The following is a 21,482-nucleotide window of genomic DNA, read 5'->3' as shown; positions in this document are numbered from 1 at the left end:
TGTCGTTCTGATGAGGTACGCCTGGATAAGTTGTTGAAGGCGGTGACGATTGATATCGAGACATTTCACAGTTGAACCCAGAGATGGTATTTTTAGAAGATCAATCAATGCAGGATCTGGCGCAAAAACAGTTTGGTTCGGTCGTTCTGCGGGTTATCGAAGAAATCGTTCGGCGCGGCCTGTTCGACGATTTCGCCCTTGCCCATGAAGATCACGCGGTTGGCCACGGTGCGGGCGAAACCCATCTCGTGGGTCACGCAGAGCATGGTCATGCCGTCCTCGGCCAGGCCCATCATAGTGTCCAGAACCTCTTCACCATTTCCGGGTCGAGGGCCGAGGTCGGTTCGTCGAACAGCATGATTTTCGGTTTCATGCACAAGGCACGGGCAATCGCCACGCGCTGCTGCTGACCGCCGGAGAGCTGGCCCGGGTACTTGTGCGCCTGTTCCGGAATGCGCACGCGCTCCAGATAATGCATGGCGATTTCCTCGGCCTTGCGCTTGGGCATCTTGCGCAACCACATCGGCGCCACGTGGAACTGGCCGTACCATTTGTAGACAGCCTCCATGCGGATCATGCCGTCGGCGCCCGCAGGCCCGGTGATCACTTCATTCATCACAAACTCCCCTGCTGCAGGCCCGCTCATGTCGAACAGCGGCCTGAATATCTGCGCTTCAATGAAGGACCGCTTGCAGGAACTGTCGCGTCCGCGCTTCATGGGGCGCGGTAAATATCTGCGACGGCGGCCCCATCTCGACAATCCGCCCTGCGTCGAAAAAAATCACCCGGTCCGCCACTTCCCGGGCAAAGCCCATTTCGTGGGTCACGACAATCATGGTCATGCCTTCGGCGGCCAGCCCCTTCATCACGTTCAGCACGTCGCCAACGGTTTCCGGGTCCAGCGCCGAGGTGGGCTCATCGAACAGCAGCAGCTTGGGCTTCATGGCCAAGGCACGGACGATCGCCACGCGCTGTTGCTGCCCACCCGACAGTTCGGAGGGGTACCCGTCAGCCTTATGCCGAAGTCCGACGCGGTCCAGCAGTGCCAGCGCAGCGCTTTGGGCCTCGGCCTTGGTCGCGCGCTTGAGCTTGACCGGCGCCAGGATCATATTGGCCATCACCGACAGGTGCGGGAACAAGGTGTAGTCCTGGAACACCATGCCCACCTCCTCCCGCAACTTCGCCAGTGCCTTGCGATCACCCGCCTTGATCGACTCGCTATTGCCGATCACCACACTGCCAGCCGAGGGCACTTCGAGGCTGTTGAGGCAGCGAATGAAGGTGGATTTTCCAGAGCCGCTGGGACCGATGATCACCACCACTTCGCCTTCGGCAACGTCCAGGTCCACACCCTTGACCACCTCATGGTCACCGAACCGCTTGTGCAACCCACGTACCGTCAACATGCTTTTCATAGCCCCGCCCGCGCCCGGGTCGCTGCTTGCAAACGCTCATGGGCAGCCGCCAGGCGATCACGACGGGCCTGGTTGGCTTGACGCTCGGTGGCGATTCTGGCGTTAGCGCGCAGCAGGCTCGGTTTTAGTGACGCCATCGACGGACCGCCCGCCGAAATCCGCGCCTGGACGTTGGCGGTCGGATCAAGGCAGTCGCGCACCTTCTGGGCCGGCAGATTCAGCGCATGCCCCAGCTGCTCCAGGGCACAGACATCGACCATCGCGCTATCGATCTGGTGCGCCAGCATGCCCGCGTCCATGGCCATGCGCACGACCCCACCGACAACATGATGGGCCTCGCGGAACGACAGGTCCGCTTCCTGCACGATCAGGTCGGCCAGGCCGGTGGCGGTTGAAAAATCCTCGCCCGCCCGGCGTACCGCCAGCTCGATATTCGGCGTTGCGGTGCGCAATACCAGATCCAACAGTTTCAGGCAGCGCAGGCTTTCTTCGGCGGCCTCCCAGAAGCCACGGATGCCCTCGCGATTACCGTCGCCGGTATGGGAGAAATTGCTTCCCTTGATGCTGATGCTCGCCCCCATCAGCAGGCCGACGATATGCCCGCTGCGGCCTTTTAGGTACTCCAGCACCGTGGGGTTTTTCTTCTGGGGCATGATGCTTGACGTCGCGGCCACGCTGTCGGGAAAGTCGATCAGGCTGAATTCGTGAGTGCTCCAGACGAAATAATCCTGGGCCACGCGGCTCCAGAACACCGCCAACAGGCTCAGGTGCGACAGGCTTTCGAGAATGAAATCCCTGGAGCCGACCGCGTCCAGGGCGTTGTCCAGATAGCCGTCGAAACCCAGCAGTTCGGCCGTGCGCCCCCGGTCGACGTTGAATGGCGTCCCGGCAAAGGCCGCCGCGCCCAGCGGACTCTGGTTCATCGATTCCAGGGTCTGGGTCAGGCGCTTGCAGTCGCGCGCCAACGCCTGTTCCACCGCCGACAGGTAATAGCCATAGGTGATCGGCTGCGCCGGTTGCAGATGGGTATAACCCGGCATCACCACATCGGCGAACACTTCGGCGTTGTTGACGGCTGTCTGGCGGACTACCAGCAATGCCTCGACCAGGTCCATCAGCACCTCACGGCAGCGCAGCCGGTCGAGCGTGGCGAGGATGTCGTTGCGGCTGCGGCCGGTGTGCAGGCGCCCGCCAATGTCGGTGCCAATTTGCCCGATCAGGTGGGCCTCGTAGTTGAAGTAGGCATCCTCACGGGACGGATCGAGGGCCACCTCGCCAGGCCCGGCCTCCTCCATTTCGAGTACGCCCCTGGCCAACACGGCGGCGTGCTCATCCTTGATCAGGCCTTGCTCGGCAAGCATCACGATGTGGGCCTTGTTGATATTGCCCAACAGCTCGAAACCCTCGGCGAAGCCCTGCAGGCGCGGCCGATAGATGTACTCGTTGACTTCCGGCGCGGTGGCTTCCTTCAAACGCCGGCTGACTTTGGATGCTTGCATGTTGAAACCTCTTCAGGAGTGGCACGCGTCACTGGGCGACCCAGCCGACGTTCGAGATAACGGCTGAGCCAGCTCAGCAGGGAACAGATGACGAAATACACCAGCAACACCAGGCCGTAGACCGTGAACGCAGGGCTCACGCCGGTCATGACGGTATCCCGTTCGATGATGATCTGGCCGACCTTGAGGAACTCGCCGACACCCACCAGCGCCCCCAGGGACGTGGCCTGTACCAGCATGGTCAGCAGGCCCGTGTACGCCGGAAGGATGGCGCGCATCGACTGTGGCGCGATCACGTAGAGATAGATTTGCCAGGGCCGCAGGCCCAGTGCCCAGGCGCTTTTCCATTGGTGGCGCGCCACCGACTCCAGGCCACCGCGCACGATCTCGATGCCGTTGGCACTGCCCCACAGGGTCAGGCCGGTGGTCACCGCCACGAACGGGCTCAAGTCCAGGCCCAGCATCGGCGCACCGAAAAAGATGAAGAACACATTGACGATCAACGGGATCGAACGAAACAGCTCGACGTAGCCATGGATCGTCCACCGCAACAGACGATTCTTCAACGTCGCCAGCACCCCGAGAACGACGGAGATCAGCGTAGTGAACAGCAGCACCACCAACGCCAGGCGCAAGGTCATCCACAGGCCCTTGCATACGAAGGCCCAGTTTTCGATCAGAAAATTCATACCGGCCTCAGTGTTGGAAAGGTCGTTGCAAGCGGGCCGAGAGCCGTCCCGTCAACAGCGCCAGGATCCCCACCAGCGCCAGGTAGATGACGCAAATGGCACTGAACATTTCGATGGCACGAAAATCCGTGGCAATGCGATCCACCGCGACGAACGTCAGCTCGGCCAGGCCGATGGCCTGCAGGTAGGACGAGTTCTTGAGCAACGAAATGGCCGTGTTCAGCATCGCCGGCAAACTGGTCCTGAACGCGATGGGCAAGGCCACCAGGCAAAAGTAATGACTGGGCTTGAGGCTCAGCGCCACGCTGGCTTCACGCATGCCCTGCTCCACGGTCGCCAGCCCTCCCCGCACGTTCTCGATCTGATAGGCCCCGGCCCAGAGCGACAGGCACAACACCCCCGACCAGAACAGCGACAGCCCCAGGCCGATGGCGGGCAACCCATAGAAAATGAAGAACAACTGCACCAGGATCGGCGTGTTGCGGATCAGCTCCACGTACAGCGCCACGACCTGCGCCAGCACCGGCACTTTCATCACCCGCGCCGCGCCGCCGAGGACACCCACGAGCAATGAGCAACCGATGGCGAGCACCGACACGCGCAACGTCATCTGCACGCCATCGAGCAGCGCCGGCCACTGGGCCAACAGATAATTGAAGTCAAAATCCATGGTGACGTCCGCTCAAAGGGCTTCGGCAGGCTTGGGCTGCTCGAAGACGCTTATGTAGTAGCTCTGGATGCCCTGGGGCACGAACTGCTGGATCCAGCCACGGAACAGCTTTTCCTCATGCATGCGCGCGATGGCGGCGCTGAGGTAGTCACGCCATGCCTCGTCGTTCTTGCGCACGCCGATCGCCGCATCGGAAATCTGGAACGGCTCGTTGAGCAAGCGCGCGTCCTTGTCATTGTCCGCCACCACCACAAGCGTCGCCGCATCATGGGTGTAGGCATCGGCGCGGCCCTGGCGGAAGGTCTGCAGCGCATCGGCGGCGCTGTTCATGCGCAAGGTCTTGACCCCTGGCATGTGGTCTTCGAACCACTTGGCCTGCACCGAGCCCTTGAGGGTGGCGAGGGTCTTGCCGTTGAGGTCGGGGATTTTCCTGATCGGGCTGTCCTTCTTCACCACCACGTCGCTGGCGCCCCACCGATAAGGCGTGGTGAAGTCGATGACGCGCAAGCGTTCAGGGGTGACGCCCAAGGTCGCGATCAGGAAATCGACCTTGCGCCCGAGCAACTGCGGGACGCGGTTTTCCGCCGTGACGCAGGTGAACGTCACCTTGTCTTTCGAGCCCAGCGACCACAGCGCGATCTGCCTGGCCATCTCCACTTCGACGCCGGCGAACTGGCCACTGCTGTCCTGAAAACCGTAGGGCGGTTGGTCGCAACGCACGCCGGCACGCACCTGGCCGGCCTCCTTGATCTCATCGGGAACCGCAGGCAATTCGCTTGCCCGGGCCTGGGCAAGGCCACCCAGCGTCAGGCACGAGAACGCCAGCGCACTGCCAAGAATCTTGAATGAAAACGACATGATGCCTCCTGGTTTACCTATCGGTATCGAGCGGCTGAGGCAGCACGACACCGTGAAAATACAAGGGCAGAAATGAGATAAAGAGCGGCGTTTTTTTATGCTTATGACTGCCGTATGCTCGAACCGCATCGCCGTTCCCGCCTTCGCGCTCACGTCGATGGAAAGATTTATAAAGCCTGTGGCTCATGCAAACAAATGACAATTCATCAGTCATTCATACCAAATTGATATGGGACGCCATGAACTTCAAACAAGTCGAAGCCTTTCGCGCAGTCATGTTGAGTGGCTCGATGACCGCCGCGGCCGAGTCCCTGCATACCTCCCAGCCCAACATCAGTCGTTTGATTGCCCAACTTGAGCGCAACGCTGGTTTCAAGCTGTTCGAACGGGTCGCCGGACGCTTGATACCCACCGACGAGGGGGCCGCGCTGTTCGCCGATGTCGAGCGAGCGTTCATCGGGCTGCACAGCCTGGAGAAAGCCGCGCAGAACATCCGCCGCGTCGGCACGGGGCGCTTGCGTATCGCCGCGGTCCCCTCCCTGTCGCTGACGGTGTTGCCTCGCGTGATCCAACGCTTTCGCCAGGAGAACCCGGACGTTGCGATCTCGCTCCATACCAACGACTCACCGGTGGTTGCCCATTGGACTGCCTCGCAATTTTGCGATCTGGGGCTGGCGTCCTACGTCGGCGAGGACATGCCGGGGGTGACGACCCGGTTGATCTGCGACGTGCCAGGCGTGTGCGTATTCCCCAAGGGTCATCGCCTGAGCGCACTGGCCTGCGTCGGACCGGAGGATCTCAAGGGCGAGGAATTCATTTCGCTGTCGCAGAACGACGGCTCTCGTGCCCGGGTCGACCGGGCATTCCCCGAGGACCGGGGCCACCGAAAACTGAGCCTGGAAACGCCCTACGCCGCCACGGTCTGCTCGTTGGTGGGTCTGGGCCTGGGCGTCAGCATCGTCAGCCCGATCGTGGCGCTGGAGTACCTGCATACTGGCATCGAAATCCGCCCCTTTCGCCCACAGATACGCTTCTCGACCTACCTGCTGCTACCGGCAGACAGGCCGCAAGGCCTGCTGACACAACGGTTCGGACAACTGATTCATGAAATGCTCACTGCCGTTGCGAAGGATTGGCAGTGAGCAGTGAGGCGCTTGGTCAATCGACCGGAGTTCATATCTTGTCAACCCAGCGTCGCACTGCCGACTCACCAATGCCAAGTGAACGGCTGGCTTCGATATAGCTGTAGTTTTGTTTGAGCACGAGGTCGGCGGCCTCGCGCTTGAGTTCAGGAATAAAAAGAGCGGCGTTGTTTGGTCATCTGACACCTCGATCTGGCGAGCATTCTCGCCTAAATGAGTGTCCGGTTTCATTAGGCCACTACAGTTGCTTGCCTCAAGGCAAATCAAAGCAAGCTGATCTTTGACCCTAAAAACTTACCTGCAAACGTTCAACTTCCAAGCTACCTGGGATTGACTGAGAGCTTTCACAGATCGAGCCAAGCTAATAGAAATGGAATCATGCGCTGACTGCGCTGCTTTAGAGTACGTTAGGCTGATCGGGCATGTAGCTGCAACGCAAACGGTCGTATGTATCGGAATGGTTTTTATCTGAAGGATGCTCTCACACGTCTGCCGACGCAGCGGATGAGTGAAATTACCGAGCTGCTTCCGCATCGATGGGAGTCGGTTTAACGCAAGGTGTGCTGGCCGGACGCTTACGAAGGTTTTGCCCAGCCCTAAGTCTAACATGACGTCGTGTCGTCAGCCCGATTTAGCATCCCCACAGCCGTGGCGTGCCTGGGGAAAAGTACAGTCGGACTGAAGCCTTGCAGGTACTTCAGTTAGTCCGCTGCGACCGGCAGCAATCGGCCGATTGTGTTGAAAAAGTCGACCCGGCCTGGTGACCCATGCATTGAGCGGTGAAAGCGCCTTTTTTGCACGCCGCTACGTCAAATCTGAGTCCTGAACCCTCTGCGCTAAACACAGATTTCAATCTCAGACGCGCACTTTTCTGCCATGGAAACCGAAGCCGGCTTTTTCAACACAATCGGCCAGAAGCAGACGTTCGGTGTTCCCCCTTATCCTTGCTTTTGCTAAAACCATAGCTCCTGAGTGAGTGGAAATGTCGAAACCGGGCAAACCGCATATGGCAGCCCCGCGCGGGGTTCACAGCCGGGCAGAGAACCGCTCTGTCCACTTGTGTTCTCTGGAGTAGGAGACCAGAAAATCAACGAACACGCGAGTTTTAGCCGGTAGCAGTTTCTGACTGGAAAAGTAGAGTGCGATATGGCCCGCATCAACATACCAATCAGGAAGTACTCGCTGCAGCCTGCCATCTTCGAGATAAGGCAGCACATCAGGAATTGCCAGGAGCCCCACACCCAAACCTAGCAACGCACTCTGACAGAGCGCCTGCGGATCGTTGACCAACAAGCGAGGCGCCAGATCAAGGGGGCTTCGTTGCCCCTTGGGGCCTTGTAGCATCCAGGTTCTGACTTTGCCGGTTTGCACTGAGCGCATGGCCAGATGATCAAGCTTCTGCAGATCGTCCAGACGCTGTATGCGACCCCGTCCAGCCACATGCGCCGGCGCTGCGACCAAAACTAAATGAGCTGGGGCAATATCCCTAGCCACCAATCCTGGCGCCAGCTCAATGCCGCCACCAATCGCCGCGTCAAACCCCTCAGCCACCAGGTCAACCTGGCGGTTCTCCAGATACCACTCAGGAATAATTCCTGGATAACGCTGCAAAAAATCCGGCATCAACGGCAACAAAATGTCCCGTGCAAATCCCGGCGCCGCAGCGATACGCAACACCCCGGCAGGCGCGCCGACGTTGCTGGTGACGTCGGCAATAGCGGCCTGGACGCTGTTCAACCCCCCCTCAACATTGCTCAGAAATCGTTCGCCCGCTTCGGTCAGCGTGACGCGACGCGTGCTGCGCTGGAATAGTCGAACGCCGAGATTGGCCTCCAACTGAGCCACGTTTCGGCTGACTGCTGCAGGGGTCAAGCCTAGGCGCCGCGCCGCAGCGGAAAAGCTGCCGGTTTCGGCGCTGCGTACAAAGGACAGCAAATTTCCGAACGTTTCCATATTGACGATCTTCAAGTTTTAGTTGAAAGCAATACTAGTCACTACCCACTACTGGAGAAAGAGTGAAAAGCGTTTCATAGCCTTACCAAACACACACCGAGGCATACACCATGACCACTCACAACCGTTCTCTCACCGGCAAAATCGCAATCGTCACCGGCGGCTCACGCAGCATTGGCGCAGCCATCGCCAAACGCCTGGCCGCGGACGGCGCCACCGTCGCCATTACCTACAACGCATCCGCTGATCGCGCTGAGGCCGTGGTCAGCGAAATCACTAGGGCTGGCGGCCAAGCGTTGGCGCTACGCGCTGATGCCGGTGATGCCGATGCCATGCGCGCTGCCGTCAATGAGGTTGGGCAGCGTTTTGGCCACATCGACATTCTGGTTAACAACGCCGGCATCAGTGTATTGGGCGCGCCGGAAGACATCGCTTTCGAGGACTTCCAACGAATTCTTGCGGTGAACGTCACTGGTGTATTTGTCGCCACCCAACAGGCGCTCAAGCACATGGGCCAAGGCGGTCGCATCATCCATATCGGCAGTTCGATGGTGCAGTACACGGCCTTTGCTACAGCGTCTGCTTACACCCTGACCAAAGGCGCAGTGGCTGGTTTCAGCCGTGGCCTCGTGCGCGATCTCGGCCCGCGTGGCATCACCGTTAATACCGTGCACCCCGGCCCTACCGACAGCGATATGAACCCGGCCGATGGCCCGGTTGCCGATTTTATACGCCCCAACATCGCGGTGGGTCGCTATGGCGAAGGCCGGGATATCGCTGGCGCGGTGGCTTACCTGGCCAGTGCCGAAGCCGGCTTTGTCAGCGGTGCTGAACTAGTGGTCGATGGCGGCTTCACCGCTTAAGGAGGTCGTTATGAACATCAGCATTATTGGCGCGGGAGCCATTGGCACCGCTATCGCCCGGTTACTCACAAGTACTGGTTTGCACGTAAGCATCAGCAACAGTCGTGGGCCGGAAAGCCTGGAACCGTTGATTGCCGAACTGGGTCCGCTTGCGCATGCAGTGACAGTGCAACAAGCCAGTCAGGCGGACATCGTTTTTCTCGCCGTGAACTGGTCGAAAATCGCCGCCGCCGTTGAGCCTCTTGGGCCCTGGAAGGGGCGTGTAGTCGTGGACACCAACAATCCCATCGAAGCGCCGCTGTTCAAGCCTTTCGATTTGAGTGGTGAGTCTTCCTCGAGTGTTGTCTCGCGGATGCTGCCTGGCGCGCAGTTGGTGAAAGCGTTCAACCATTTGGCACCGGCATTGCTGGTAAACCCAGCAGCAGAAGGCGGCAAGCGTGTGCTGTTCTATTCCGGCGAGCACCTTCAGGCGAAGCAGAAAGTCGCCGATCTGATCACTCGACTGGGCTACTTCGGGATCGATTTGGGCGGCCTGCAACAAGGCGCACTGGCCCAGTTTCCAGGCGGGCCACTGCCCGGTCTCAATCTCGTTAAACATGGCTGAATCAAGGAGCTAATTGTGAACGCTGAACACTCGTCCACTTCTTGGCTATCGGTCGCTGCCGTGGGGATCGGGGCATTCGTTCTGGTTACCACGGAATTCTTACCCGTCGGACTGTTGCCTCAGGTCGCTGAAGAGTTCGGCATCAGCGAAGGGCAAACCGGGCTGATGGTTACCCTGCCAGGCCTGTTCGCGGCGGTGACCGCCCCCCTGACATCATTGTGGGCGCGGGCCTTCGACAAACGTCAGGTACTGTGCGTGTTAATGGCGCTGCTGGCTTTGTCGAACATCGTCGTAGTATTTGCCAGTGATCTATGGATGTTACTGCTCGGCAGAGCCTTGCTGGGGATTGCGGTAGGCGGCTTCTGGACCATAGGCGGCACACTGGGCCCGCGACTGAAACCCCTCCAGCCTGCCAGGGCAACCTCAATGATTTTCTCTGGTGTGTCACTCGGCACCGTGGCGGGCGTGCCGGCAGGGACTATTCTTGGCGAACTCACCGGCTGGCGAACGGTATTTGGCGTGTCAGCCGCGCTGTCAGTGGTTGTCATGCTCCTCCTGCTCCGCACGCTGCCGACATTGCCGGCCCAGCTGGCGCAGGAGTTCAGGCATTAGGCGAAGTATTGCGACGCACGACCACCCGACTTGGGCTGGCCGCTGTATTGACGATCTTTGTAGGTCAATTTGCCGCTTATACCTACCTGTCGCCGTACCTGCTCAACAAAGCCGCTGTGACGCCAATGGCGTTGAGCGCCATCTTGCTGGGCTTCGGCATCGCTGTGTTTCTCGGCAATCTGGCCGGCGGCTGGGCCGTCGCGAAAAACGCAGCGCGCACCCTCATTTTCAGCGCATTGCTGATGGGCATACCCATGTTTCTACTGGCCGCAGGAGTAACGCCCAAGCCAATGGTCATTGCGCTGGTGATGCTCTGGGGCTTGGGTTTCGGGCTGCTGCCCATCGCCATGCAGACATGGCTGTTTAGCATGGCGCCAGACCGGCTGGAGGCGATGGGCGCGATCTTCGTATCCAGCGCGCAGATATCTATCGGTCTTGGTGCATTGGCGGGCGGCCTCGCTGTAGATCACTTAGGTGTTCTCAGTGCGATCGCTATGGGCGGTGCATTCGCTGTCGCGGCTGCCGCTTTGACAACTATTAGCCAGGCCCGGACGGTGAAAATCCCTGTGTGCGCGACCAACTCCTGACTTCACAGTGACTAACCAAGCGTTGCATCGCGGCGCCCTTTTTCCCCTTGTCTACAGGTGCCTTATGACCGACTCACCCTCAAATACCTTCGAACCTGACTTCGATACTGCGCTTCGCGCAAACCTCGACCGAGTTTTCAACCAACGTAATGCAGCCAAACGGATTGAAGCGGTCAGCCAACTATTTTCAGCCTCACCGATAATGTACGAACCCTCCCAGACTGTCCGCGGGCAAGCGTCTATCGCCAATGTCGCGGGCGCCTTATAGGAGCAATTTGGTGAAGATTTTTCATTCGTGCCGCTGGGCGCCGCTATCGGCCATCACGGGCTGGGCTACCTGCGTTGGCAAGCGGGACCTAAAGATGGACCTATCATGGTAACTGGCGTCGATGTGGCGACAGTCATCGATGGAAAAATTACACAACTTTGGGTGCTGCTTGATCCGCCCGCATAGGATGTTGATAGCAGGGTTGAACGTGAAACCAAGCGTCAGACGGCTTCTCCTGACCGAGGGAAGGGGCCAGATTTTTACCCATTGTGTACTTCTGCTTCTGGCCGAAAGCCGCCGGCATGATCGGCAGCTATCGACCCAAAGCAATCTGTCGTGGAGGGCTGCTCTAGACTCCGAGCAGTCAGTCGACCTTGGAAATACATCCGCCCCCTTTTACGCATCTCGACGTTCGTGGCTTCAACCACACCCCTTCACCTGCAGAGCGAGAGGTGGCGGCTCCGTACAGGTCTGCAAATCCGGGGAACATTGAGCAAAACCCGGCTGCCCAAAGGGCCACCCGTACGCAGACACAACTGAGCACCGCCACGGGGCGAGACTAGCCCTCTTCTCGATGGCGCAAAAGCGGCCAACGTGCGCCTGGAAAGGGACTACGCGAAATGAGGGAAATCTGATTCTATCGCTTGGGATGCAGTTGATTCGTAAGCGTATAGCCAACCCACGTTCACATATCGGCGGTGTGGTCAGGCTGTCGACTTTTGCCGTCCCCGATCTGTAGCAGACATGTCTCCCTCAGGCATTAAGACTGCACAAGCAAGCTCAGACAGTTACGCCTGATGTCTGGTCAAGCTCTGTCCAGAGACGCCTTCCTCATCATACTGGGCTGCCCGAGCCAGAAACTCCGGCCTTGCTTGACCGAAGCGTTTTATCTCTCGACGTTTTAATCTTTCTAGCCTGGGTTCAACAGGAAGATAAAGAACACCACAAGGTGAGGTTGACTCCAGCTCATTACTGATCCGCAACCACGGCACGGCCAGGAACCTGGCGTATCGCTGATAACTCCAGCCCTAGCCTACCCCCGAAGACATGGGGAGGATTGAGGGAAGCGCGCCATGCCGTCGATCAGCGCAATGGGGTAAAATGATCCACACGCGACTGCCAAACTCAAAGCCGCACATTTGAAAGTGAAAGAACCCAGCATCAACAGACAGGAGGTCAGACACTTGCTGACGCTAGAAGCTATCCGAATCCAGATGCGCGAAGCTGAGACTGTATTGAAGGCACTCGATAAGACACTGGAATGCATCACTTTCGATTCCAGCGATCGGGAAAGCGCTGATGCCGCTATTGGACAGATCACCCAGACTATCGACACAAAGCTCAAGGGATTTAAAAACAACCCTATCCTGAGTCCGATGGTGGAAGAATTAAAAGCTCAATACGTGGAGGGGATCCTAACCCAGGTTGCTGATTCAGGGCTTAAGCGGGCTTGAACGTCCCCACCGACAACAAGCTTGTTCCCAGTTCTGAGGCTGCTGAGCGGGCATAGACATACGCCGAGTTATGCTACAAAGACCCGCCGAAAGACGAATGTCTTCATTTGAGCTAACCGGCTTTACCGAGCATTGCTCCGCTTCCTACGTCAGACGCGCAGCACTTCAGCAGCGTCCTGATCGCGCCACAGACATTACGTTTGCCTAGCTCTTTTACTGTAAACCACCGGCAATCATCGATTTCATTGGCCGCACGGGGCTTCTGGTTAAGGCCCGGTGTCGCCTCGAAGAGGAAATGAACGACTTTGTCATCCTCGTACCGCGAGACGTAGGAAAGTTGGTCAAATATCAGTCCCGTCTCCTCAGCCATTTCTCGCATCGCTGCTTGCAAAGGTGTCTCGCCCTTATCTACGCGACCTCCTGGCAGATTCCATTTTGCATTGCGCTTACGCACAAATAGGATTTCCTCCTCATGGCGACAGATCACCGTCGCACGCCGTTTCAGACCATTGCACGTGAAATCCACTGCTTGCGTTGCGTCCATGAGCGATCTCCAATCCGTTCATTCGCCACCCATGCCGACACGGCGAATACTCTTGAAGATAGTGCGTCATGCACATGTCGATATGATGACCAACTAGCGCCCTGGGATGGTTTATCTGCAAAGGCCGGTGAAGCTTTAAGCAAGCTGTTTGAGGTTTGTGAAAGCTGCCGCTTACCACGCGAATGCAGCGGTGCACACCCTATCCAGCGCCTTCCCAGTGGTGGGTTCGAGCTCCATGCAGATCAGAGCTTCAGCAATGCCTCATGGAGCTCAACGGTGGGAATGGCCTCTACTGCCCGCTGCTGCTCAAGCCATAAACGCATTTTTTCTACATCGAAAATCTGGCCCTGCTCCATCAGACACAAAATGAGTGCCCTCGACATTCTGTAGTGCCCACACCTATCACATTGACGCTCTTCCCAATCTTGGGCCTCGATAGTCTCTGCACGGCCTGCACATATAAGGCAGCTCATAGGCAACCTCCATTGTTATATCGTTTCCGCTCACACAGCCCTTCAGGGACGTTCAACCAAGGCGCTTAAATGGGAGTCTCTATCTATTATCAAACCTCAGCCAAGCGCTAGCTAGACCGGCAAGTAGAGAATTGTGATGGACTCTGTGCCTGAAACGGTTCCATAAGCAGGCATTGCCAGTGATGCAGGGAGTCCACGACCACTCGTACAGAGTGCCAGCAGCTGTCTTTGTCGACAAACTCAGGGCTGCCTTGTTGCGTCTGAACTGGCGCCTAATCCAATAGCTACCTGAGCTATCCCCACTTCCGACCGAAGCCACTAAGCGGATTGTACTTTACCCGCTGAATTTCATTGCTTGGCGGATACCTTAGGCAAAAGCCTCGACAGCTCCAGGAGTCGGGTCTCGGCTGCATCAAGGGCCTTTAGCGCCGCCCTTTCCCACTCAGGCGCAAGTGGCTTCAGATCAGGCTCAACTTCCGCCTTCAGGCACCACTGATGGTGGTCATGCCACGATCCCAATGCCGACTGTACCGCCTTGAGTGAACTGGAAGCTTTCTTGCCAAGTGGCGATATCGTAGGAAACGCCTCGGTCAAATAGCGCGTGCGCTTGACCAATATGCGTAACTCATGACGATCAAAATCCGGATCATTCAGCGCGAGATGTAGACGATCAACCTGCTTGGTGAGGGCTTTCTCGATCCGCTTCTCCAATCCACCTGGCGTGTTTGCCAATAAAGATGCACGTAATGCGGAAGGCCACTCGTCCAGTTTGGCAAATAGCTCATTCATTTCATTAGAGGTCAGGATGTCGACATAGCTCGGACGGAGCCTCCTTCGCCGCCGCTCTGCCTCAACGCCCATACCTCTTTCGGTGAGCTCGTGAATCATGACTTCAAGGTCGCGCACGGGGGTCGTTAGGCGACCGACATCAGCCGCAGCAGCTCGTAATGGCGCCATGCTCGCAATATTTCGAACCGGTGCCAGAAGGCTACGGATGCGTCGTACCGAAATCCTCAGGGCATGCAGCGCATCTGGATCAGTGCACGCCTCCAAACGAGCCAGGGCATGGTAGAGGGAGACTTGGAGCTTAAGAATTTCACCGACGTACCTGCTAACAAAGGACATAAGCATCTTCCTGTCATCAATGTTCGCTAAAGACTAGCAACAAACGGCGCTGACAACATTTTCGTATATTTCGGCTTGATACATGGATTTAACTGCTGAAAAACGCTACCAAATCCTCAGCTGTCAGCGATCAATGCCTATGGCCCAGGAGATAAGCGTCAGGTTCATTCATCTCAACGTCACCACTGGATGTAAAGCTGGTCTCAACCAACATGCCAGGGCGCTGCAAACGCCCGAGGACTACCAATGAGACTTGCCACGTACAACGTCGAAAACCTCTTTAACCGCGCCGCCGTAATGAACCTTGAGGGGTGGGCAGAGGGCAAGCCGACGTTGGAGCGCTTCGCAAAACTCAATGCCTTGCTGGGCCAACAAGCCTATTCAGCAGCGAATAAGCGACTCATGGTGCGTTTGCTGGATGAGCTGGGGCTTAGCCGCTCAGACCGGGGGCCCTTCACCCAGCTTCGGCAAAATCGCGGCAGCCTGGTCAAACGATCCCGCAGCAGGGAAATAACAATTGTCGCCAATGGGCGATCCGATTGGGTCGGCTCGCTGGAGCTGATTCAGGCGCCTGTTGACGAAGAAGCCATGCGCAACACTGCCAGGGTCATGATTGATCTGAAAGCCGATGTACTGGCGGTGGTGGAAGCGGAAAGCAGGCCTGCGCTACGCGACTTCAACACTGAGATCATTGGTGGGTTAGGCGGTGATGCGTTCAGCCACGTGATGCTGATTGATGGCAATGACGAGCGCGGTATTGATGTCGGCGTGGCCACGCGCGCAGGCTTTCCAATCGGAACCATGCGCAGCCATGTGGATGATCGTCTGGACGCAGGCCCCCTGATTTTTTCGAGGGATTGCCCAGAATTTCATCTTTCGATGCCATCCGGCCTTCGGTTGGTATTGTTAGTCAATCACTTCAAAAGCAAAGGCTACGGCAGTCTCTCTGACTCGGCCAAAAGAAGATTTGCCCAAGCCAGTCGAGTGAAGGAGATCTATAACTCGCTGATTGAACAAGGCGAACAGCATATCGCCGTTGTGGGTGACTTGAACGACACGCCGGGCAGCGACGCATTGAAGCCGCTCCTTGCGGATACGACGCTGAAGGACGCATTCACTCACAAGCGTTTTGATGACGGCGGTTATCCTGGAACATACGGCTCGTGCACAGCCGCCAATAAAATTGATTATCTGCTGCTGTCGCCGGAGCTTTTTCTGAAGGTAAAAGCTGGTGGGGTTTACCGCAAGGGAATGTGGCCAGGTTCAAGACCGGTACGCTGGGAGACCTACCCGGAAATCATCAAGAAAGAAAATGCGGGGTCCGACCATGCTGCTGTGTGGGTGAATCTAGATATTTAAGCGATTTGGAGCTAACCGCTAACTAGCTGTTCGCCTTCGCAGCTTCTATTCTTTGCACCGGAGATCTGTCCGGCTCCAGACACTCATTTAGACGAGATCATCGCGGTTGATTTTATTCGTCCCCTACACCAGATTTGACAGTTAGATTGGCTCATGGCCCGCGCTCAGAGTGGAGGTGGCGCTTTTGCAAGCGCCACCTCCATCCTATTTGCACCTTCTTGAGTTGTGTCTTCTATAGAGCTTTCTCGGCGTTAAAACCGTCGAAGTTCTCGAAGACGCCCATGAAGCCAGGAACAGTCGACTCGCGTGCCCAGTCACGCTGGAGCTCGCAGTACATCTGCACGCGGCTGATGAGTTTCGCGCCTGCCTGCTCGATTCTGCGAAGGGCCATTTCGTGCGCGGCGGGCGAGGTGCCGCCGACCGCGTCGACCGGCACGTAGACTTCGTAGCCTTCCTGAATCGCATCCAGTACCGGGAAGGTCAGGCAGGCTTCGGTCCAGAGCGCGGTCATGATGAGTTTGCGGCGGCCGAGCGCTTTCACTGCCTGCTTGAACTCGGTGTCCTCCCAGCTATTGATGGACGTACGGTCATAAGTCGGCAGATGGCCGAGTACGTCCTGCAGTTGTTGAATTGGCGGCTTGTTACGGCCGGTACCGACGTTGACCGTTGAGTGAATGATCGGGAGGTTGTAGTTGACGGCGGCCTTGGCAACGCTGGTGATGTTGAAAACCAGCTCGTCGCGAGGCATCGAGCGGATCGAGGAAACCTGGATCGGCTGATAATCGATGATGATCAGCGCCGAATTTTCGGGTGTCAGGAGGTGGTCGGTATGGGGATTGCGGATCGTCTCGCTTGTCATGTGTAGTCCCTGTTCTCAGTTGTGATGCACGCGTGTCGGAGGGGCAGTGCATGCCCGGGCGGCCGGGCGCGACGGTGACGACGCATCTACTGATGTTGTTGGTGGATTGGTTTTTTCGGGAGACGTACGCCAGCGGCGACGTTGCCCGGAGCAAGGATTATGCTGTTGCGAATTTTGCCGCAGTAGTAGCATCCCGAGGCTAGCTGTGTCGCACAAAGGGGAACGCCGATTTGGATATCGAAGAGCTGCAAACATTCGTCGAAGTGGCCGATGCGGGAGGGGTTTCGCCAGCAGCGCTGCGGCTTGGCGTGTCCAAGTCGATCGTCAGTCGCCGGCTCGCTCGGCTTGAGGCGGAACTAGGCATCCAACTGCTTGCACGGACCACTCGCGGGGCTGCCGTTACTGAAGCCGGGGCGACGCTTCGAGACTATGCAGCCAGGGTCTGCGCCGAGATTGAGGTGGCCAAGGAAACGATCCTGCCGCAGGGCCCCCTTCGCGGCCGCTTGCGCGTTGCGGCGCCGTTGTCCTTTGGTCCCACTCATTTCGCGCCTATGCTCGCGGAAATGGCGCGCCGCCACCCCGAACTCCATATCCAGACCTGCTACAGCGATCGCTTCGTTGACCTCATTGCCGAGGGTTTCGATTGTGGGATACGCGTCGGTTACCTTCCGGACTCCAATCTGATCGCAAGGCGTATCGGCCCGATCTACACGAAACTCGTCGCCAGTCCAAGCTATATAAAAGCGCATGGGGCACCCGAGTCACCGGAGGAACTCGCCACGCACGAGGCGCTCATGCAGGGCACCGAAGCGTGGCAATTCATGGATGGCGATAAGATCATCACGGTTCGTCCCCAGGGGCGCTTCAAGGCGGACAACGGCATAGCGATCGTGGCTGCCGCGTCCGCAGGGCTCGGCGTCGCGTACCTTCCGGACTGCCTGACCTACGAGCATGTGACCTCAGGGGCGCTGGTGCCGATCATGACCCGGTTCCCACCGCCACCGGCGGGCGCCTATGTGGTCCGTCCGCCAGGTCAGCATCCGGCACGGAAGATACGGATGCTTGCAGAGCTGCTGATCGAATCGTTTGGACAGTCTCCGCACTTTGCGGGGCCTGCTCGTATTTGATGCGCAGCAAACTCACCACTGGCCGTCCAGGTCATTTCAAGCTATTGAGCTACGTTGGTCATAAGCCGACTGTCTATCGGTATCGGTCGATTAGCAAAAGGGTCGTAACGAGTCCGATCAACGCGCCATGGACAACCTTAATGAGCGGCGGAGTCGGTAACGACATTCTGGTCGAAAGAGAGGACGCCTTGGCATGCTTACTACCAGGTTGCACGGTCAAAATGTGTCCTTTGCGCCGACGGTACTGCCTCACTCTCGGTGGCCGGTGAGACCGGGGAGTGATTCGCAGTGGTGGGACTGGTGAGAAGCGACTATCGAGGGGAACCTGGATTAAAAAGCCTCGCCAAACACATCTTTGGAGACATCCCGCTAGCCCGACAGGCTTGAAAACTCACAGAGCGCAGCCGCTTGGCAATCTCAGCAATCAATCCAGCATGACCATCCCACCGCAACAAAAAGCCCGCCACTCTAGTGGTGCCCGGCCTCCGACCTGTGGAGCAGTTCGACAAACTGGGCAGTTAGCTTGTGGTTAGGCGCCAGGTTAATCAGGGGCAGGCACCGCTCATGTGACTCTCTCATCTTGACCGAGCTACTCAGGTAAACCGGAAGCACCGGCAGCCCTACATCGATCAACTCCTCGACCGTCGTACGATGAAACCCAGCTGTGTTCGAATATTGATTGATGACAATGCCTTCAAGACCAGTAACTCATTATGGTCAGCTTTGAGCTGTTCAACCTGGGCCATTATCTGATAGAGGGCATGGCGGGCGAAAGTGTCGCAGTCAATGGGATCAGAACAGCATCGGACGCAATCAGAGCGCTGAAGGTATAGAAATTCATCGCGGGCGGCGTATCTATGTAGATACGGTCGTAATCCTGTGCAAGCTCTTCCAGCAGTCGACGACATTTGTTGATTTTGAATTTTGCTTCAAGCTTTTGCTGTAGGTCCGCTAGCTCGCTGCTGGCAGCGATAATGTGCAAATTGTCAGGACAGTCTCAAAAATACGAACGCGATTATTCTTGGCTGCCAGCCCTGAAGACAGTGTTTGTTTGAAGAAATCAGCAATGCCGACCGGCGCATCGTCGCCAGTCAAGCCAGTTAAGTAATGAGTGGTATTGGCCTGTGCATCAAGATCGAGCGTCATCGCCACCTGCCAGTGGAAGGTGTGCAGTTTCACCCTGAGAGCATCCTGACCGAAAACGGCCTGGACCTGTTTCGCAGTTTCATCAAGTGTTACGTGCACCAGTGATCCGCCAGAAGGGGCGCACTCCCCTTCTTTTCCGTACTCCAGCTGTTTCATTCCCGCTATAACAAGAGCGACTCGTTTATGGACGAACACAACTCCCCCGTCTGCAGCCGGAACCAGGCCGGGCGTACCGCACCGCTGACCGCCTTCATGAGTCTCGCCAAAGATGCTAACCGTTGCGATTGGGAGCGCCTGCTGAACAAAGTGCTGCGTCAGCTCGGCTTCGGCAGCTACCTCATCAGCCTGGGACCGGCAGCACCGAGGGATACCGACCCTCTCGCCGGCCTCATCACCACCTTTCCCAAACGCTGGCTGGAACACTATCGCGGTGACGGGTTGATCGAGATCGACCCGATACTCAGGCACTGTCGACGCGAACTGCTACCTTTTTTCTGGGACAGCGAGCGCAGGCGCGCCCGTGGACGTTCCCGGCACTTCTGGCAACAACGCGAGCAACAGGGCCTGCGCAGCGGCCTGAGCATCCCGCTGCGCTACGAGCTGCTCAGGGGAACACTGAGTGTGGCTTTCGATGACACCCAGATCACCGAACAGGAGGGCTTTTCCAACCCTGCCGTTTATCAACTGTTCATGCTCATCCCCTACCTGCTCGCCGGAATGCGCCATCAGTTGTAGGTTCCTGCCCAACCCTGCCAGGACCTCACGCCCAAGGAGTTGGACTGCCTGTATTGGGCCAGCGTCGGCAAGACCACTTGGGAGATTAGCCACATCCTGACCTGTTCCGAGCGCACCATCGACTTCCACCTGCTCAATGCCCGACGCAAGCTGGGTTCGGTGAGTCGCCAACAGGCCGTCAGTGCTGCAGTGGCCTGCGGGCTGGTCATGCCGACAGTTGCCCCACCGGTTTACAGACGCCAGAAATGATAACCCTCGGCCTCGTAGGACTCCCGATCCAGGACAGCCTTGACATCAATCACACACGCCCCGGGCAATAACTTGGTGCGCATTTGCTGCAATGAGGTGCGCCGATAGGCCTCATGCGGCACAGCCACGATCAGCGCATCGCCTGCGGGCAGCTGTTCCCAACTGCTCAATGCGCAGTCGTACTGACGCATGACCGTCGCCGGGTCGGCCAGTGGGTCATTCACATGGACGTTGACGCCATAGGCTCGCAATTCGACGATGATGTCGTGAACCTTCGAATTGCGCACATCTGCGCAATTTTCCTTGAACGTGATTCCCATCACATTGATCGTCGAGCCCTTCACCACACGGTTGGAGGAGATCAGCAGCTTGATGGTTTTCTCGACGATCCACTTGCCCATGCCATCATTGATTCGCCGCCCGGCAAGGATCACCTGGGGATGGTAATCAAAAGCATCTTAAACCTGCGGATGGCCGCCACTCGCCAGACACCTGGGCTACTTCTTCAGGAACCGCAGCGACCCCACAATACCATTCGGCACATGCTAGCAAACAACGTCTCGGAGTCGTATGGATTGATCGGTTGGCAGTCGCCACACGGCTTGCGACCCCTGTTCTCGACAGAAATGACCGGACGCGGATACAACCGAGACTGGATCGAGCGCCCGCTGGCTCACGTCGACATCAGCTTCATCCGCGACGTGCACAACCACGCAGCCTACTTGAGTTCGCACCGCACGTTGAGGTCTACGGGATGCGGCTCGACGTGGCGAAGGTGATCAGCATGACATCGACCAAGGCGAGCTGTGACGTGATGGCAGCACAGATGAACTATGAGGATTCCAGCGGGGACCTGAAAATCCTTGAGTACCGGACCGCTGGTATCGGTTGCCGGGGCCAGAACTGAGCACGGACCGAGCGGGCAGGACTTACGCTGGTAAAAAGCCGGGTTGAAGCGTCAATTCCGGCGATTGATCGCCTGGTTACCGGCTTTCATGACTCGTGGAGTACGATGAGGATTGATAGCTTAGGCAGGAGAGCCCAATGACTGAATCAGCGCGCACCACGGTAAAGTGCCTTGATCCCGGCGATGGCTCCGGCGATGTGATTGTGGAATTACCCGACGATATTCTGCGCGAGCTCGGGCTCACGACGGGCGACAGACTCTTCATCGAGCTCATCAATGGCGATATCGTACTCAAGCCAGTCCGCGAGTGCCGTGAATCTGATTAGCTGCCCTTTGCAAGCGCT

Annotated in this window: 22 protein-coding genes and 4 pseudogenes; 13 read left to right on the top strand and 13 right to left on the bottom strand. The window is 57.7% G+C overall.

What is annotated here, in order from left to right; all coding sequences use genetic code 11:
* Positions 1-104 precede the first annotated feature (104 nt).
* The 6 genes and pseudogenes from J3Q04_RS10720 to J3Q04_RS10695 all read right to left on the bottom strand — a co-directional run bounded on the left by J3Q04_RS10720 (position 105) and on the right by J3Q04_RS10695 (position 5,131).
* Positions 105-616 (bottom strand): annotated as a pseudogene (locus tag J3Q04_RS10720) (amino acid ABC transporter ATP-binding protein).
* Between the two features lie 58 nt (positions 617-674).
* Positions 675-1,415 carry an amino acid ABC transporter ATP-binding protein gene (locus J3Q04_RS10715; protein WP_434606304.1) on the bottom strand — a complete coding sequence of 247 codons (741 nt, stop codon included), beginning with the start codon at positions 1,413-1,415 and terminating at the stop codon, positions 675-677.
* Positions 1,412-2,914 (bottom strand): argininosuccinate lyase, encoded by a 1,503-nt coding sequence (argH, locus tag J3Q04_RS10710; protein ID WP_434606306.1) that lies wholly within the window; start codon positions 2,912-2,914, stop codon positions 1,412-1,414. Before argH ends, J3Q04_RS10715 begins: the two co-directional genes overlap by 4 nt.
* Positions 2,884-3,603 (bottom strand): amino acid ABC transporter permease, encoded by a 720-nt coding sequence (locus J3Q04_RS10705; protein ID WP_434606309.1) that lies wholly within the window; start codon positions 3,601-3,603, stop codon positions 2,884-2,886. The genes argH and J3Q04_RS10705 overlap by 31 nt, the downstream gene beginning before the upstream one ends.
* Before the next feature lie 7 nt (positions 3,604-3,610).
* The gene (locus J3Q04_RS10700; protein WP_434606311.1) at positions 3,611-4,273 is read right to left on the bottom strand and encodes an amino acid ABC transporter permease; all 663 of its coding nucleotides are present in this window, start codon (positions 4,271-4,273) and stop codon (positions 3,611-3,613) included.
* A 12-nt stretch (positions 4,274-4,285) separates the two neighbouring features.
* The gene (locus tag J3Q04_RS10695; protein WP_434606314.1) at positions 4,286-5,131 is read right to left on the bottom strand and encodes a transporter substrate-binding domain-containing protein; all 846 of its coding nucleotides are present in this window, start codon (positions 5,129-5,131) and stop codon (positions 4,286-4,288) included.
* A 239-nt stretch (positions 5,132-5,370) separates the two neighbouring features.
* Here J3Q04_RS10695 and J3Q04_RS10690 point away from each other — a divergent pair, with 239 nt between their 5' ends.
* Positions 5,371-6,273, top strand: a complete 903-nt coding sequence (locus J3Q04_RS10690) for a LysR substrate-binding domain-containing protein (RefSeq protein WP_434606317.1) — start codon at positions 5,371-5,373, stop codon at positions 6,271-6,273.
* 34 nt (positions 6,274-6,307) lie between these two features.
* On the opposite strand, the pseudogene J3Q04_RS10685 reads toward J3Q04_RS10690, so the two are convergent.
* Together J3Q04_RS10685 and J3Q04_RS10680 are read right to left on the bottom strand one after the other, a co-directional pair.
* Positions 6,308-6,452: pseudogene (locus tag J3Q04_RS10685) on the bottom strand (transposase); the annotation flags it as partial.
* An 847-nt stretch (positions 6,453-7,299) separates the two neighbouring features.
* Entirely contained in the window at positions 7,300-8,226 is a 927-nt protein-coding gene (locus tag J3Q04_RS10680) for a LysR family transcriptional regulator (protein WP_434606320.1), read from the bottom strand.
* A 110-nt stretch (positions 8,227-8,336) separates the two neighbouring features.
* Between J3Q04_RS10680 and J3Q04_RS10675 the strand changes: the two genes are divergently transcribed.
* The 5 genes from J3Q04_RS10675 (at position 8,337) to J3Q04_RS10655 (ending at position 12,614) form a co-directional block, all read left to right on the top strand.
* Entirely contained in the window at positions 8,337-9,089 is a 753-nt protein-coding gene (locus J3Q04_RS10675; protein ID WP_434606323.1) for a 3-oxoacyl-ACP reductase family protein, read from the top strand.
* A gap of 10 nt (positions 9,090-9,099) precedes the next feature.
* The gene (locus J3Q04_RS10670) at positions 9,100-9,693 is read left to right on the top strand and encodes an NADPH-dependent F420 reductase (RefSeq protein WP_434606326.1); all 594 of its coding nucleotides are present in this window, start codon (positions 9,100-9,102) and stop codon (positions 9,691-9,693) included.
* 15 nt (positions 9,694-9,708) lie between these two features.
* Positions 9,709-10,305, top strand: a complete 597-nt coding sequence (locus J3Q04_RS10665; RefSeq protein WP_434606329.1) for an MFS transporter — start codon at positions 9,709-9,711, stop codon at positions 10,303-10,305.
* An 8-nt stretch (positions 10,306-10,313) separates the two neighbouring features.
* On the top strand, positions 10,314-10,892 hold the full coding sequence (locus J3Q04_RS10660) for an MFS transporter (protein ID WP_434606331.1): 579 nt from the start codon (positions 10,314-10,316) through the stop codon (positions 10,890-10,892).
* Between the two features lie 1,452 nt (positions 10,893-12,344).
* Complete coding sequence (locus J3Q04_RS10655) at positions 12,345-12,614, top strand: hypothetical protein (RefSeq protein ID WP_434606333.1); 270 nt, start codon at positions 12,345-12,347, stop codon at positions 12,612-12,614.
* 112 nt (positions 12,615-12,726) lie between these two features.
* On the opposite strand, the gene J3Q04_RS10650 is transcribed toward J3Q04_RS10655, so the two are convergent.
* Together J3Q04_RS10650 and J3Q04_RS10645 are read right to left on the bottom strand one after the other, a co-directional pair.
* Positions 12,727-13,158: an NUDIX hydrolase gene (locus J3Q04_RS10650; protein WP_434606336.1), complete on the bottom strand. Its 432-nt coding sequence runs from the start codon at positions 13,156-13,158 to the stop codon at positions 12,727-12,729.
* Positions 13,159-13,979: 821 nt separating this feature from the next.
* Positions 13,980-14,756: a CHAD domain-containing protein gene (locus J3Q04_RS10645; RefSeq protein ID WP_434606338.1), complete on the bottom strand. Its 777-nt coding sequence runs from the start codon at positions 14,754-14,756 to the stop codon at positions 13,980-13,982.
* 246 nt (positions 14,757-15,002) lie between these two features.
* On the opposite strand from J3Q04_RS10645, the gene J3Q04_RS10640 reads away from it, so the two are divergent.
* Positions 15,003-16,115, top strand: a complete 1,113-nt coding sequence (locus tag J3Q04_RS10640) for an endonuclease/exonuclease/phosphatase family protein (RefSeq protein WP_434606340.1) — start codon at positions 15,003-15,005, stop codon at positions 16,113-16,115.
* A gap of 232 nt (positions 16,116-16,347) precedes the next feature.
* Here the strand turns inward: J3Q04_RS10640 and J3Q04_RS10635 are convergent, their stop codons facing one another.
* Complete coding sequence (locus tag J3Q04_RS10635) at positions 16,348-16,974, bottom strand: hydrolase (RefSeq protein ID WP_434606342.1); 627 nt, start codon at positions 16,972-16,974, stop codon at positions 16,348-16,350.
* A gap of 230 nt (positions 16,975-17,204) precedes the next feature.
* Between J3Q04_RS10635 and J3Q04_RS10630 the strand changes: the two genes are divergently transcribed.
* A complete protein-coding gene (locus J3Q04_RS10630) occupies positions 17,205-18,101 on the top strand; it encodes a LysR family transcriptional regulator (protein ID WP_434606344.1) in 897 nt (298 codons plus the stop codon).
* Between the two features lie 468 nt (positions 18,102-18,569).
* Here the strand turns inward: J3Q04_RS10630 and J3Q04_RS10625 are convergent.
* Positions 18,570-19,247, bottom strand: a pseudogene (locus J3Q04_RS10625) (ParA family protein); the annotation flags it as partial.
* Here J3Q04_RS10625 and J3Q04_RS10620 point away from each other — a divergent pair.
* The 3 genes and pseudogenes from J3Q04_RS10620 to J3Q04_RS10610 all read left to right on the top strand — a co-directional run.
* Positions 19,242-19,352: pseudogene (locus J3Q04_RS10620) on the top strand (glutamine amidotransferase-related protein); the annotation flags it as partial. The pseudogenes J3Q04_RS10625 and J3Q04_RS10620 sit on opposite strands and share 6 nt — an antisense overlap.
* 78 nt (positions 19,353-19,430) lie before the next feature.
* On the top strand, positions 19,431-19,982 hold the full coding sequence (locus J3Q04_RS10615; protein ID WP_434606346.1) for an autoinducer binding domain-containing protein: 552 nt from the start codon (positions 19,431-19,433) through the stop codon (positions 19,980-19,982).
* A 39-nt stretch (positions 19,983-20,021) separates the two neighbouring features.
* The gene (locus J3Q04_RS10610; protein WP_434627591.1) at positions 20,022-20,231 is read left to right on the top strand and encodes a helix-turn-helix domain-containing protein; all 210 of its coding nucleotides are present in this window, start codon (positions 20,022-20,024) and stop codon (positions 20,229-20,231) included.
* Here the strand turns inward: J3Q04_RS10610 and J3Q04_RS10605 are convergent.
* The gene (locus J3Q04_RS10605; protein ID WP_434606348.1) at positions 20,213-20,632 is read right to left on the bottom strand and encodes a UDP binding domain-containing protein; all 420 of its coding nucleotides are present in this window, start codon (positions 20,630-20,632) and stop codon (positions 20,213-20,215) included. The two genes, J3Q04_RS10610 and J3Q04_RS10605, sit on opposite strands and share 19 nt — an antisense overlap.
* 239 nt (positions 20,633-20,871) lie before the next feature.
* On the opposite strand from J3Q04_RS10605, the gene J3Q04_RS10600 reads away from it, so the two are divergent.
* Positions 20,872-21,138: a DUF2790 domain-containing protein gene (locus tag J3Q04_RS10600; RefSeq protein WP_434611610.1), complete on the top strand. Its 267-nt coding sequence runs from the start codon at positions 20,872-20,874 to the stop codon at positions 21,136-21,138.
* 137 nt (positions 21,139-21,275) lie between these two features.
* Positions 21,276-21,464, top strand: a complete 189-nt coding sequence (locus J3Q04_RS10595) for an AbrB/MazE/SpoVT family DNA-binding domain-containing protein (protein WP_434606351.1) — start codon at positions 21,276-21,278, stop codon at positions 21,462-21,464.
* Positions 21,465-21,482 lie beyond the last annotated feature (18 nt).

Source organism: Pseudomonas sp. D4-21 (assembly GCF_051132125.1).
In the GTDB taxonomy this organism is placed as follows: domain Bacteria; phylum Pseudomonadota; class Gammaproteobacteria; order Pseudomonadales; family Pseudomonadaceae; genus Aquipseudomonas.
Note: the sequence above shows the minus strand (reverse complement) of the source record. Positions and strands in the feature narration are given on the sequence as shown.